Genomic DNA, 12,699 nt, shown 5'->3' with positions numbered 1-12,699 from the left:
TCAGTCTCGGTGAAACAGGGGGTCCATCCTGCTCGGATCGGGTTGTCCCTGCTTGTCCAGCAGATCCCTGGCCAGCCAGCGGCGGGTATCGAGGCCAGGGGCCTGATCCGGCGCCCACTCCCCCGCGAGGCGGGCGAGCTGACCGAGGCCGAGACCGGACTCGAAACAGGAGGAGACGATCACCTTGAGCTTCAGTTCGCGAGCGCGGGCCACCAGGGCCTCGCTGTTGGCCAGGGCGCCGAGCAGGGTCGGCTTGAGCACCAGGGCGCGCAGTTGCGGGATGGGCTCCCAGGGCTTGCCCTGGGCCAGCAGTTCGTCCAGCGCCACCGGCATGCCGGTGCGGCTGGCGACGAAGGCGATGTCCTCGAAGTCGGCGCACAGATCTTCGAGGTATTCGATGCGATTCGGATCCAGGTGGCCGCAAAAGGCCCAGGCCTCCTCGCGGGTCCAGCCCTGGTTGGCGTCCAGGACCAGCTTGAGGTTGGGGCGCCGATCGAGCAGTAGCCGGATTAGCGCCAGCTCGTCGCGCATGGGGTAGCGGGCCACCTTCAGCTTGGCCTTGAGGGGGGTCTCGTGCAGCCACTGCTTCCAGTTCTTGAGCAGCTCCTGGGGGGAGCCCTGGATCAGCGGATAGGGCTCGGGCAGGGGGGCACCCTGCTCGGGCCAGCTACGACGGGCGCAGTCGAGCCCGAACTGCACCGAGGGCAGCTGTGGCGTCGGGGTCTGTCCCCGCGCCAGCTGCGCCAGACAGTCGAGGGCCTCGGCCTGGGCGTCGGCCAGGGTCTCTTTGGAAAATCCTGGCAGGGGGGCTATCTCCCCCCAGCCATCGTCGATGCGTACCAGCAGGCCCTCGCGCGCTACCTGCAACTGACCGTGAAAGGCCAGGGGCTGGGTAAAGGGCAGTTGGTAGCGGTAGAGGGCGAGTGTCATCAGGGATTCCGCTTGTATTTGGAGAAGTCGGGACGGCGTTTCTCGTTGAATGCGTTGCGCCCTTCCTGACCCTCTTCGGTCATGTAGAACAGCATGGTGGCATTGCCTGCCAGCTCCTGCAAACCGGCCTGGCCGTCGCAGTCGGCGTTGAGGGCCGCCTTCAGGCAGCGCAGGGCCATGGGGCTGTGTTGCAGCATCTCGCGGCACCAGCGCACGGTTTCACGCTCCAGCTCGGCCAGGGGCACGACGGTGTTGACCAGCCCCATGTCGAGGGCCTGTTTGGCGTCGTAGAGGCGGCAGAGGAACCAGATCTCCCGAGCCTTCTTCTGGCCGACGATGCGGGCCATGTAGGAGGCGCCCCAGCCGCCGTCGAAGGAGCCCACCTTGGGGCCGGTCTGGCCGAACTGGGCGTTGTCGGCGGCGATGGTCAGGTCGCACATCATGTGCAGCACGTGGCCGCCACCGACGGCGTAGCCAGCCACCATGGCCACCACGGGTTTGGGGCAGGTACGGATGTCACGCTGGAAGTCGAGCACGTTGAGGTGATGGGTGCCCTCGTCATCGCGGTATCCACCGTAGTCGCCCCGGATCTTCTGGTCGCCGCCGGCACAGAACGCCTGCTCGCCGAAGCCGGTGAGGATGATGGAGCCGACCTTGTCGTCGTAGCGGGCATCGGCCAGGGCCTGCAGCATCTCTTTCACGGTGCGGGGGCGGAAGGCGTTGCGCACCTGGGGGCGGTTGATGGTGATCTTGGCAATGCCATCCCGGGACTTGTGATAGAGGATGTCTTCGTAACCGGCGGAGCAGTCGCGCCACTCGACAGGGGCATAGAGCTCGGCTTCCGTCATTGCTTCAATCATGGATCTTCTCTTCTGGTTGGTTGACCCACTCCCGCAGGAGCCGGGCAAAGGTATCGGGCTGGCCGGCGTGCAGGTTGTGCCCGCCATCCAGAGCCAAGTGTTTGATATTGCAGCCTTGCTTTACCAACTGGCAAGCGAGGGCATGGAATTTGTGATCCCGGTTGCCGGAGATCCACTGCACCGGCAGCCGGGTCTCCCCGAGCCAGGGGGCAAGATCCGGCTGCCTGCCGAGGGAGGTGGCCCGCAGCATGGTGGCCACGGCCTGCCCGTCGTTGCCAAGGCGGCGGGCGGCCTGGCGGGCGCGGGCATCGTCGTCCAGGTCGGCGAAGACGCCCTGGCGGTACCAGTCGGCAAGCACCCGGGGCAGGGGCTCGTGCTCGAAACGGCTGGCCCACAGCTCGTCGTGTTGGATGCGGGCCGCCCGCTCGGCTTCCGGCAGGCCCGGATGGCAGTTCTCCAGCAGCAGGGCCTGCAGCCCCGTCGGTGACAGGCTGGCGTGATGAAGCGCGAGCCGCCCCCCCAGCGAATAACCCACCAGCCGGTAGTGCGCGATATCCCGCGCGGCCAGCTCGTCGCGGAGCCAGCGATGGGCCTCGTCGAAGCCACTCACCCGCACAGCCTGGTTGCGACCGTGGCCCGGCAGATCCAGGGCGTGGCACTCGATGCCAGCCAGGGCCTGGATGACGGGCCGCCAGTCGTCGGCGTCCCCCAGCAGGCCGTGCAGCAGCACCAGAGGTACGGGGTCAGAGGCCACGGATGGCGGCTCCCAGCGCCTTGAGATCCTCGGCGACTTCACTGCTCGGTACCTTGATTTCAATCAGGGTTGTCCCGCTTTGCAACGCCGCGGCGTAGTCTCGTTCAAATTCGTCCAGGGTGGTCGGCGCCCGGTAGGCGAGGCCGAACATGGCGGCGGCGTGCTCGAAGTGCAGGCCGTGGGGCAGGCAGTAGTAGGTCTCCAGCAGGGCGTCCTGGGTCGGCACCGGCAGCATGCGGAAGATGCTGCCGCCGTCGTTGTTGAGCAGGATCACCACCAGGGGGCGGCTCCCCTTGCCGAGCAGCGCCAGGCTGTTGAGATCGTGCAGGGCGCTGAGATCGCCGAGCAGCAGGGTGGTGGGCTCGCGACTGTCAGGCGGGACCGACTGTGCGAAGCCGTATGCGGTGGCGATAAGGCCATCGATGCCGGAGGCGCCGCGGTTGGTCATCACCCGGCTGGGGCCCTTGCCCGCCTCGCCCAGCATGTCCATCAGCCGGGCCGGCATGCTGTTGCCGACGAACAGCTGACCCTGGATGAGCTGATTCAGGCGGTGGCACACCCCGAGCTCCGAGAAGCGATCACAGGCGGTGCGGATCTGCTGGCTGATAGCCTGCTGGCGCGCGGCCAACTGGTGCCAGGGCTGCTGAGAATGGGGGATTGGATGGGCGGCCGCAAAGGCGGCGGGGTCGCACACCAGGCGACGGCGCAGCCGGTAGTCGGGGTCGAGGCGTGCCGGCTGCGGGTCCACCAGCCAGTAATCCTGCCAGGGGTGTTGTTTGATGAACTGGCCGAGGCGCTTGGAGATGAGGCGGGCGCCGAATTGCAGCAGTACCTCGGCGCGGGCCAGCTCGGCCACGAAGTCGCTGTGTTGCAGGGCGAGATCCGTGTGGACGAGGTTGCGATCATCGAAGCGGATCTGGCTTTGCAGATCTGCCAGCAGGGGCCAGCCGAGGCGGTCGGCCAGCTCGGCCACCGCCTTGCCTTGCACCGGATCCTGGATGCGTCCGGCGACGATGACACCGCGCTTGCCCTTCAGCTCCTCCCAGTCCGGCTGGGCGGGGCAGCCCGGCTCGCCCGCCAGCCAGGGGCTCCAGGGCTTGGCCGAGTGCAGCCAGTCGCCGAGAGGCGCCAGGTAGTCGGCAAAGTCCAGGTAGGTATCGCCGGGATAGAGGGGCTCGGGGTACATGCAGTTGAAGTGCACCGGCCCCGGGGTGTGCGCCTGTCGGGCCAGGGCCTGATCCACCGAGCTCAGCACGAAGGCCGCCGGAATGGCGGGAGTGGGGCTCGGCAGATTTTGCTGATAGACGGGGTAGCGACCGAAGATCCCCGGCTGATCGATGGCCTGGTTGGCCCCGTTGTCGATGAGCTCGGGTGGCCTGTCGGCAGAGAGAATGATGAGCGGGACCCCGGTGAGCTGGGCTTCCGCCACCGCGGGCCAGAGGTTGGCCACCGCGGTGCCCGAGGTCATGATCACCGCCACCGGGCGGCCGCTCCCCTTGGCCAGCCCCAACGCCATGAAGCCCAGACCCCGCTCGTCGAAGTGCAGATGGCGGCGAAAGCCCGGGTGGGCTGCGGCGGCCATGGTGAGCGGCGCCGAGCGGGATCCGGAGGCCAGGGCGATGTCACGCACGCCGAGGCGAAAGAGCTCTTCCAGCAAGAGGGAGGACCAGACATGGTTGAAGGTGGCGTGATGGCTGGCAAAGGCGTGATGCGCGGACACGTGGCTGGCGGACATGAAGCTCTCGCAGTGAGGAGTCGGTAAGAAACGCTATCCCAGCAGGGAGAGCACGTTGGCGATCTTGTTGTCGAGTTCGGCCCACTCGGCGGCGGGCTCCGATCCCGCCACTATGCCGGCACCGGCGAACAGGCTGATGCGCGGGCCCCTGATCCGGGCGCTGCGAATGGCGACGGAGAACTCCGAGGTCTCCCGGCTCAGCATGCCACAGGCACCGGCATACCAGCCGCGATCATGGGGCTCGCATTCACGGATGAAGGCGAGCGCCGCCTCGCGGGGGGCGCCCCCCACGGCGGGGGTGGGGTGCAGGGCAGCCAGCAGTTGCCAGTCGCAGACGCCGGGTTTGAGCTCGGCCTCGATGTCGCACTTGAGGTGTTGCAGCAGCCGCAATTTCAGAATGCGCGGCTCGGTCAGGGTGGCATCGGTCGTGAGGGGGGCCAGGCGGCTGAGAATGTCGGCGTGAACCAGCCGGTTCTCCAGCCGGTTCTTGCTGTCGGCCAGCAGCTCGGCGGCCAGGGCCGCGTCGGTCGCCTCATCCCCGGAACGGCGAATGGTGCCTGCCAGCGCCTCGGTAAAGAGGTGGCCCTTCTCCCGGCGGTAGAGGCGCTCGGGGGAGCAGGAGATGAAGCTCTGCTCGGGGGAGAACTGGAAGCCGAAGTGGAAGCACTCCTGGGCGTGGCGGGCCCACTGTGTCAGCAGGGACCAGGGGCAGAGGGGCGCATCGTGCGCCTCGCTCTGGAGCAGGCTCTCCCGCGACAGCACCACCTTGGGGGTGCGGGCCTGGAAGTCGGGGGCCGTGACCTGCTCCACCAGGGTCTGCCACTGGGCAGGGCCCGGCAGGTCCTGGCGCTGCCATGGCCGCTTTTGCAGGGCGGGCAGAGGGGCCTCGGGTTGCAGGGCATCGAGCGCCGCCTCGGCGGCGCAGAGTTCGGCTTCGAATGCGTGACCCTCTTCCCGGGCAGGCAGCCAGAGATTGAGGCAGAGGCTGGTGCACTCCCCCCGGCGTACCAGTTCGATGCGGGGCAGCACGAAGCGGCAGGGGCCAAAACCCTGCCAGCCGGGCAGATCCGGGTCGAACGCCAGACCGCCGTAGTAGCGAGGGCTGTCTTCACTGGCCGTGCCGGCAAGGTCGCAGACCCGCTGGATATCCTCCGGCCGGGTCAGCTCGTGGATGGCGCCAAGCGCCACGTACTCGGGGCTCTGTTGCCCTCTGGCGTGCCAATAGATGCGGGGGTAGAGCGTCTGGGCCGCCAACCAGCCGGGAAAGACGTCGACGTGAGCGGCCACGCGCAGTCGCACGAAACCGCTGACAGTGCTGTGACGCAGGGCGTCCAGTTGTTGCTTGAGGTGGGTCTGAGCCAACATGGATGTCTAGTCTGAGCCGGATAATCGCGATCGCTCCGGGGGAGGATGGCGCAGGTTGATGCCAAAGGGCGACGATTTCCTATATATTATCTGCCCATTCGTCCATGTAAATTGCCCGGGGGAGCCGACGCCCCCGCGCAGCCAAGTATACCTAAATCCGGTTCGATAACCCTTAACACGATCAATATCTGATTGTTTGGCCATCACAATATGACAAATACCTTCTCTGTTTGGTTGCTGGCGGCGCGTTTGCGAACACTGCCCCTGGCGTGCTCCTCCATCTTGCTGGGCTCGGGGCTGGCAGCCAGCCGGGGAGCGTTCGACGGCACCATCATGGGGCTCTCCCTGCTGACCGCCATCCTGCTGCAAATTCTCTCCAATCTGGCCAACGACTATGGCGATGCGGTCTCCGGTGCCGACAACGGGGAGCGGATCGGTCCCCAGCGCGCCGTGGTTTCCGGCCTCATCACCCGGCACCAGATGTGTGTGGCCATGGGGCTGACCGCCCTGGCGGCCGTGGTGAGCGGCCTCTCCCTGCTGGTCTGCGCCTTCGGGGAGGCGTGGCAGCAGATCCTGACGTTCATCCTGCTGGGGGGAGCGGCCATCGTCGCGGCCATCACCTACACGGTGGGCAAGAGCCCCTACGGCTATCGCGGCTTCGGGGACATCTCGGTGTTCCTGTTCTTCGGCCTGCTGGGGGTGCTCGGCTCCTACTACCTCTTCACCCATAGCCTGGAGTGGGACCTGTTGCTGCCCGCCACCGCCTGCGGCCTGCTGGCGACTGCCGTGCTCAACATCAACAACGTGCGGGACATCGAGACCGATGCCGCCAGCGGCAAGATCACCCTGGCGGTGCGCCTTGGCCGCAACCGGGCCATCGCCTATCACTGGGTCTTGCTGGGGGCGGCGCTGCTGGCGACCATCGCCTTCCTGCTGACTCAGCCTGCGAGCCTCTGGCCCTGGATCTTCCTGCCCGCCATGAAGCCCCTCACCGATGCCGCCCGCACCCTGCGAGAGAGTTTCGATGGCGAGGTGCTGACCGGCGCCCTCAAGAAGACCGCCATCAGCGCATTTCTGTTCAGCTTGCTGCTCTCCGCCGGGCTGGCGCTCACCTGAGGCCGACGCGTTTGGCAATGAAAAGGGCTCCCGAATGGGAGCCCTTTTTGCTGATGTGTCGACGCGTTGTTGTTTCATCAGACCGATGTGATGATCGAAAGGGGAGGAGCATGCCGCCAGGCGAAGGATGATGCCAGGTGATGCAGACGACGAGGGCCCCCGACAGGGAGCCCTCGTGTGCATGAGGCGTGCTTGCCCCGAGGTCAGCTTGCCTGGGCCACGGCCGGGCGGCGAGAGAAGAAGAGACTGTCCAGCAGCCAGATGGCGACCATGGAGGCCCCCACCAGCGGGAAGCAGATCCCGAGCACGACCAGCACCGCGATGGCACCGCCCATGGGAGGCAGCTTGGCGGGCAGGGGCGGGGCGGCGAGGCGACCACTGGGACGGCGGCTCCACCAGATCCAGAGCCCGCTCACCGAGCTTGCCAGAATCATCAGGCAGATGAGCAGCATGACGAGCTGGTGCGGCCAGCCGTAGAGCTTGCCCATGTGCAGCATGACGCCGGTTTCCACCGTCTTGGCGACCGGGCCGTAATCCTGCCAACGCACGTCGACCAGCACCTTGCCGCTGTATTGGTCGATGTGCAGGGTGGCATCGTTGCGGGGATCATCGGCAAAGATGGCGATGGTATAGACGCCGGTTTCACCGACCGGGGGGGTGATGCTGTAACCCGGGCTGACCCCACGCTCGCTGGCGATGTCGACCACCTGTTGCAGCGGAATGCGATGGCTGGCCATGACCATGCCCTCGTGTCCGCCGCCATGGGTCATGGCGCTGTGATCATGGCTCTCTGCCGTGGGTTGGGAGCTCGGCATGGGCAGGGTCTCGGCCCCCCAGGAGACGGTCTGTTCGTGAGCCTGGTTGAGGCTGCGGGTGAGGGGGGCCGACTTGGGCACCTCGTTCCACATGGCCGCAGGGAAGCGGTTCCAGACGTCGGCGAACTGGCCGCCCCAGAAACCGGTCCAGGTCATGCCCGTCAGCAGCAGCAGCAGCAGGAAACCTGCGCCCCAGAAGCCGACCACGGCGTGCAGATCACGCCACCAGAGACGGCCGCGCTGGTGCATTCTCGGCCAGAGGATGCCTCCCACACCCGGTCCCTTGCGGGGCCACCAGAGATAGAGTCCGCTGACGAGGAGCACGATTCCCCAGCCTGCGGCCAGCTCGATCAGGCGATCACCCGTGGTGCCAAGCATCAGCTCCGCATGGAGAGCGCGCGCCACCGCCTGCAGGTTCCACTTGTTGTCCATGGTACCGAGCAGGGCGCCGTTCGCGGGATCCATGAAGAGGGTCAGCTCCTGCCCTTCACGCATCACGACTATCTGGGCGCTCGCGTCCGCTGCCACCGGGGGCAGGTATTTGCGCAGACTGGCGTCCGGCATGGCGATGGTTGCCGTGGCCAGCAGCTGGTCGGCACTCAGGGTCTGGGTGGCGGGCGTCACCTTCATCAGCTGGGGGTAGAGCAGGTTGTCCAGCTGCGGCTTGAACAGGTAGACGATGCCGGTGAGGGAGAGCAGGATCAGGAAGGGGGCGACGAAGAGACCAGCATAGAAATGCCAGCGCCAGATCCGTTGGTAATAACTTGCGTCTTGTTGCTTCATCGTTGTTCCCTGGGTGAACGCCAAAAGGTTTCAGTAGGTGGAATGTTTTGAGTGGCGCGGATAATAGCAGCAACGTTTTGTTAACTGCAACAGAACATGTCGAAGAAATGTACATTCCGCCACCGGGGTAAAAACGGGGGTTGAATGGAGCTTTCCGTTCACAATGCGGGGAGCTTCATGGACTTTTCGGGGATAAATTCTTACTTTGTGGCAACACAGGGCATATCAGCCGCAGCGAAGGACTCAAGGCAGGAGGTGAACGTGCAAGCACACGGCCATTTTGAGATGCAGCGACAAGGGCAACTGCTGATCTGTCGGCCGAGCGGCCCTTTCAACCTGGCAGGCGCCATGGCCTATGAGGGCAAGTTCAGCCAACAGATAAGCCGTTTGCAGGGAGCCCCCTGGGGCATCGTCGAGGTCGCGACCGAGTTCGAGGCCGCCGGCCCCGAGGTGTTGGCCCGTTTTCGTCGCCAGTTCAACTGGTGCGCCACCCATGGCTGCGCCTTTCTGGCAGTGGTCATGATCGGGGATTTCAAACGTTATCTGGCGGATCACGTCTTCAGCGAGCTTCCCTTTCAGGAGGTGCGCTATTTCGAGGAGGAAGCGCAGGCCATCCACTGGCTGACACAGCGCCTCGAGGGGCTGCAAGGCAAGGAGACCCACGTCAGCACGGGTTGAACTTCCCGTTCATTCCAGCCTGATGAACCACTTGTCCCGCTCGTCGAGGCAGTCTGGCTCCCCCATCTCGAATTCACGGCAGATAAGCGGCCGCACCTCGTAGATGCGACACATCATGGTGTTGCGGTCGAGGGCGGCGCACCAGCCATCTTCCAGTCTGTGCATCACGGGCACTTCTCCTTCCCGCTCCTCGATATAGCGGTCCGGCACGCCGGTGTCGGTGAAGAGCATCACCTCGAGGCGGCAGCAGCAGGCTTCGCAGTTCTGGCAGCTCACATCGCTCTGGATTGCTTGGGTCATGTCACCTGTCTTGCCGCATGGCGGCGAATGATATGAAACAGGCGCCTGTCAGGCGCCTGTGGTCTGGCCGGGAGTGTGAAATACCTTAGCCCAGTTTGCGGGCACGGTAGCTGCGCCCCTTGATCTTGCCTTCCTGCAACCGCTTGAGGGCGGCGCTCGCCACCTGGCGCTTCACCGCCACGTAGGAGTACTGCTCGGAAATCTGGATCTTGCCTACATCGGCCCCGGCAATGCCGCCTTCGCCAGTCAGGGCGCCGAGGATGTCACCGGCACGCACCTTGCTCTTGCGGCCCGCATCGATGGAGAGGGTCACCATCTGCGGCGCGATCGGCTTGATGTCGCGGCCGATCCCGGCCAGGTCGCCCTGAGGAATGGGGGCCTGCTGGTACTCCTCGATGAAGTTGACGCGCTGGGCCTCGTTCGGCTGGTAGAGGCTCAGGGCCAGGCCCTGCTGGCCGGCGCGGCCGGTACGGCCGATGCGGTGCACGTGCACCTCGGGGTCGTAGGTCAGCTCGTAGTTGATGACGGCCCCCAGCTCCTTGATGTCGAGGCCACGGGCCGCCACGTCGGTGGCGACCAGTATGGTGGCGCTGCCGTTGGCGAAGCGCACCAGCACCTGATCCCGCTCACGCTGCTCCAGATCGCCGTTCAGCGCCAGCGCCGAGAAGCCCTTGGCGGCCAGGTGATCGGCCACGTCGTTGCAGGCGCGCTTGGTGTTGCAGAACACCACGCAGGAGCTCGGCTGGTAGTGGCTGAGCAGCCAGGTGAGGGCATCGAGGCGCTGGCCGGCCGGCACTTCATACAGCTTCTGTTCGATGGCGCTCTCTTCGTGCAGGGACTCTACGCTCACCTCCACCGGGTTGCGCTGCACGCCGCGGCTCATCTGGGCGATCCCTTCCGGATAGGTGGCGGAGAAGAGCAGGGTTTGCCGGTCCCGCGGGGCGTGGCTGATGACGCGGTTGATGTCTTCGCCAAAGCCCATGTCCAGCATGCGATCCGCTTCGTCCAGCACCAGCGTCTTGAGGTCGTCGAGCGCAAGGGTGCCCTGCTCCAGGTGCTTGAGGATCCGGCCCGGGGTGCCGACGGCGATGTGGGCGCCAAAGCCCAGGGTGGCGGATTGCGGTGCGGTCGGGGTGCCGCCGCACAGGGTCACCAGCTTGACGTTGGGCAGGGTACGGGCAAGACGGCGGATCTCGGTGGCCACCTGATCCGCCAGCTCGCGGGTCGGACAGAGCACCAGCGCCTGCACGGCCAGTCGGTTGACGTCCAGCTTGGCCAGCAGACCCAGGCCGAAGGCCGCGGTCTTACCGCTGCCGGTTTTCGCCTTGGCGATCAAATCTTTGCCGTCGAGCACCAGGGGCAGGCTCTGGGCCTGGATCGGGGTCATCTGCAGATAGCCCAGGCTGGCGAGGTTGTCCTGCAGGGCGGAGGAGAGGTTCAGGCTGCTAAATTCGCTGTTGTTCACAAAAGGACTCTATATCGGAAAACCAGAAATGGGGGTGCGCGGTGCGCAAGGGGGCGCATCATACCAGAATGTGCCGCCGGATGCGGTGAATATTTGAACGGTTGGCGTCATGGGTTGCCGATGGAGGCTTCTGTCTGCGTTGGCGGGCTTGCGGTATGTAAAAAGAGCACAATGGAACAGGGTGGTCATGGCCAGATCATGATGAATGACGAGAAAACGTTTTTAATTAAACATGTCGTGGTGATGATGAGTCATCGGAGGATGCCATATGGGATATGGCCGTTATGAAATATATATACGAATGAGGAATAAAATTAACGAAAGAGCATAACTTATTGTTTTTGATTTATTTTTAAACTTCCCCAATGAAGATTAATAATCATGTGCCTTGGCAATTAATTTAAAAACGTTTGTATTATTTCGCATGCATATTTTTACCGCGGATTGTGATGACTCTCTGATTTTTAAATATGCAGTTCTTTATGATGGCGCCGGTCAAAAATAACAATTCAATGGGTGCTACTGGTATGGAATACGTTCATTTCGTGCTCGGACTCGTGATGGTCCTGGCATTGGCGTTGCTGGCAAACCGCCGCAACTGGAAACAGATCAAGCTGCGTTACATCGGCCAGCTGCTGGTGGTCGAGCTGGCGCTCGCCTGGTTCATGCTCAACTCCGAAGTGGGTCTGGCGGTGGTGGGTGGCTTTGCCGCCGGCTTCACCAAGCTGATGGAGTTTGCCAAGCAGGGGACCGACTTCGTGTTCGGCGGTCTGGTCAACGAAGGGGCCTTCTCCTTCTTCCTGATGGTGCTGATGCCTATCGTCTTCATCTCCGTGTTGATCGGCATTTTGCAGTACATCCGTCTGCTGCCCATCGTCATTCGTGGCATCGGCACCGTGCTGGCCAGGATCAACGGCATGGGCAAGCTGGAGTCCTTCAACGCCATCAGCTCCATGATCGTCGGTCAGTCCGAGAACTTCATCGCCCTCAAGAACATACTGCCGCACCTGAACGAGAAGCAGATGTACACCCTGGCGGCGACGGCCATGTCCACCGTCTCCATGTCCATCGTCGGTGCCTACATGCAGCTGATCGAGCCGCGCTACGTGGTGGCCGCGCTGGTACTCAACATGTTCAGCACCTTCGTGGTGCTTTCCCTCATCAACCCCTACGAGCCCGACAACACCGTGACCGATGCCAAGGCGCTGGCCGAGGGTGACGAGCACCATACCCCGAAGAAGGAAAACTTCTTCGAGATGCTGGGGGAGTACATCATGGCCGGTTTCACCGTGGCGGTGATCGTCGGTGCCATGCTGGTGGGCTTCATCGCCCTGATCGCCCTCATCAACTACCTGTTCGAGGCGGCGTTTGGCGTCAACTTCCAGCACGTCATGGGCTACATCTTCTATCCCGTTGCCTGGATCCTGGGCATCCCGGGCAGTGAAGCGCTGCAGGCCGGCTCCATCATGGCGACCAAGCTGGTGACCAACGAGTTTGTGGCCATGATGGATCTGGGCAAGATTGCCGCCGAGCTCTCCCCGCGCACCGTCGGCATCCTCTCCATCTTCATGGTGTCGTTCGCCAACTTCAGCTCCATCGGCATCATTGCCGGTGCGGTGAAGGCGCTCAACGAAGAGAAGGGCAACATGGTTTCCCGCTTCGGTTTGAAGCTGGTCTATGGCTCCACCCTGGTGAGCCTGCTCTCCGCCGTTATCGCCGGTGTGATGATCTAGGTCCTCCCCCCGCGCTGCTCATGACGACCCCCTGCCTTGGCAGGGGGTCTAATGAGATGGTCACCCCCACCCTGTGAGCGGTACGCTGACAGGGTGTTTTTCTTTCAGGAGAGGCCATCATGGAAAACGTTGCGCTTATTGGTATTGATCTCGGTAAACACTCTT

Annotated in this window: 11 protein-coding genes; 3 read left to right on the top strand and 8 right to left on the bottom strand. The window is 64.1% G+C overall.

Annotation, left to right across the window (positions count from 1 at the left end; all coding sequences use genetic code 11):
- From menC to ACNPAA_RS10060, 5 genes are read right to left on the bottom strand one after another with little or no spacing between them, the layout of a single operon-like run.
- Window positions 1-930, bottom strand: a complete 930-nt coding sequence (menC, locus tag ACNPAA_RS10080; RefSeq protein WP_201872059.1) for an o-succinylbenzoate synthase — start codon at window positions 928-930, stop codon at window positions 1-3.
- A complete protein-coding gene (gene menB / locus ACNPAA_RS10075; RefSeq protein ID WP_234924932.1) occupies window positions 930-1,790 on the bottom strand; it encodes a 1,4-dihydroxy-2-naphthoyl-CoA synthase in 861 nt (286 codons plus the stop codon). Before menB ends, menC begins: the two co-directional genes overlap by 1 nt.
- Window positions 1,783-2,544 carry a 2-succinyl-6-hydroxy-2,4-cyclohexadiene-1-carboxylate synthase gene (gene menH / locus ACNPAA_RS10070; protein WP_244812507.1) on the bottom strand — a complete coding sequence of 254 codons (762 nt, stop codon included), beginning with the start codon at window positions 2,542-2,544 and terminating at the stop codon, window positions 1,783-1,785. The genes menB and menH overlap by 8 nt, the downstream gene beginning before the upstream one ends.
- Window positions 2,534-4,279 (bottom strand): 2-succinyl-5-enolpyruvyl-6-hydroxy-3-cyclohexene-1-carboxylic-acid synthase, encoded by a 1,746-nt coding sequence (gene menD / locus ACNPAA_RS10065; protein ID WP_201872064.1) that lies wholly within the window; start codon window positions 4,277-4,279, stop codon window positions 2,534-2,536. Before menD ends, menH begins: the two co-directional genes overlap by 11 nt.
- Before the next feature lie 33 nt (window positions 4,280-4,312).
- Entirely contained in the window at window positions 4,313-5,644 is a 1,332-nt protein-coding gene (locus ACNPAA_RS10060) for an isochorismate synthase (protein WP_043154006.1), read from the bottom strand.
- A gap of 210 nt (window positions 5,645-5,854) precedes the next feature.
- Here ACNPAA_RS10060 and ACNPAA_RS10055 point away from each other — a divergent pair, with 210 nt between their 5' ends.
- Window positions 5,855-6,760 carry a 1,4-dihydroxy-2-naphthoate polyprenyltransferase gene (locus ACNPAA_RS10055; protein ID WP_029313608.1) on the top strand — a complete coding sequence of 302 codons (906 nt, stop codon included), beginning with the start codon at window positions 5,855-5,857 and terminating at the stop codon, window positions 6,758-6,760.
- Between the two features lie 203 nt (window positions 6,761-6,963).
- Here ACNPAA_RS10055 and ACNPAA_RS10050 read toward each other — a convergent pair whose 3' ends face one another.
- On the bottom strand, window positions 6,964-8,358 hold the full coding sequence (locus ACNPAA_RS10050; RefSeq protein WP_161470174.1) for a PepSY-associated TM helix domain-containing protein: 1,395 nt from the start codon (window positions 8,356-8,358) through the stop codon (window positions 6,964-6,966).
- Between the two features lie 285 nt (window positions 8,359-8,643).
- Here ACNPAA_RS10050 and ACNPAA_RS10045 point away from each other — a divergent pair, with 285 nt between their 5' ends.
- A complete protein-coding gene (locus ACNPAA_RS10045; protein ID WP_185219242.1) occupies window positions 8,644-9,036 on the top strand; it encodes a hypothetical protein in 393 nt (130 codons plus the stop codon).
- 9 nt (window positions 9,037-9,045) lie between these two features.
- Here the strand turns inward: ACNPAA_RS10045 and ACNPAA_RS10040 are convergent, their stop codons facing one another.
- Together ACNPAA_RS10040 and dbpA are read right to left on the bottom strand one after the other, a co-directional pair.
- The gene (locus tag ACNPAA_RS10040) at window positions 9,046-9,336 is read right to left on the bottom strand and encodes a YkgJ family cysteine cluster protein (protein ID WP_039039772.1); all 291 of its coding nucleotides are present in this window, start codon (window positions 9,334-9,336) and stop codon (window positions 9,046-9,048) included.
- An 85-nt stretch (window positions 9,337-9,421) separates the two neighbouring features.
- Complete coding sequence (dbpA, locus tag ACNPAA_RS10035; RefSeq protein ID WP_103259421.1) at window positions 9,422-10,801, bottom strand: ATP-dependent RNA helicase DbpA; 1,380 nt, start codon at window positions 10,799-10,801, stop codon at window positions 9,422-9,424.
- A 527-nt stretch (window positions 10,802-11,328) separates the two neighbouring features.
- On the opposite strand from dbpA, the gene ACNPAA_RS10030 reads away from it, so the two are divergent.
- Window positions 11,329-12,534, top strand: coding sequence for a NupC/NupG family nucleoside CNT transporter (locus ACNPAA_RS10030; RefSeq protein WP_041214374.1), 1,206 nt, complete (start codon window positions 11,329-11,331; stop codon window positions 12,532-12,534).
- Window positions 12,535-12,699: the final 165 nt, after the last annotated feature.

It is taken from the genome of Aeromonas sp. PS2Canimalfood6, assembly GCF_048276795.1.
In the GTDB taxonomy this organism is placed as follows: domain Bacteria; phylum Pseudomonadota; class Gammaproteobacteria; order Enterobacterales; family Aeromonadaceae; genus Aeromonas; species Aeromonas caviae.
Note: the sequence above shows the minus strand (reverse complement) of the source record. Positions and strands in the feature narration are given on the sequence as shown.

Excerpts from the sequence above, each read along its gene's own strand:
- menC (WP_201872059.1), bottom strand. The coding sequence starts at position 930 with ATGACACTCGCCCTCTACCGCTACCAACTGCCCTTTACCCAGCCCCTG.
- menB (WP_234924932.1), bottom strand. The coding sequence starts at position 1,790 with ATGATTGAAGCAATGACGGAAGCCGAGCTCTATGCCCCTGTCGAGTGG.
- menD (WP_201872064.1), bottom strand. The coding sequence starts at position 4,279 with ATGTCCGCCAGCCACGTGTCCGCGCATCACGCCTTTGCCAGCCATCAC.
- ACNPAA_RS10060 (WP_043154006.1), bottom strand. The coding sequence starts at position 5,644 with ATGTTGGCTCAGACCCACCTCAAGCAACAACTGGACGCCCTGCGTCAC.
- ACNPAA_RS10055 (WP_029313608.1), top strand. The coding sequence starts at position 5,855 with ATGACAAATACCTTCTCTGTTTGGTTGCTGGCGGCGCGTTTGCGAACA.
- ACNPAA_RS10050 (WP_161470174.1), bottom strand. The coding sequence starts at position 8,358 with ATGAAGCAACAAGACGCAAGTTATTACCAACGGATCTGGCGCTGGCAT.
- ACNPAA_RS10045 (WP_185219242.1), top strand. The coding sequence starts at position 8,644 with ATGCAGCGACAAGGGCAACTGCTGATCTGTCGGCCGAGCGGCCCTTTC.
- ACNPAA_RS10040 (WP_039039772.1), bottom strand. The coding sequence starts at position 9,336 with ATGACCCAAGCAATCCAGAGCGATGTGAGCTGCCAGAACTGCGAAGCC.
- ACNPAA_RS10030 (WP_041214374.1), top strand. The coding sequence starts at position 11,329 with ATGGAATACGTTCATTTCGTGCTCGGACTCGTGATGGTCCTGGCATTG.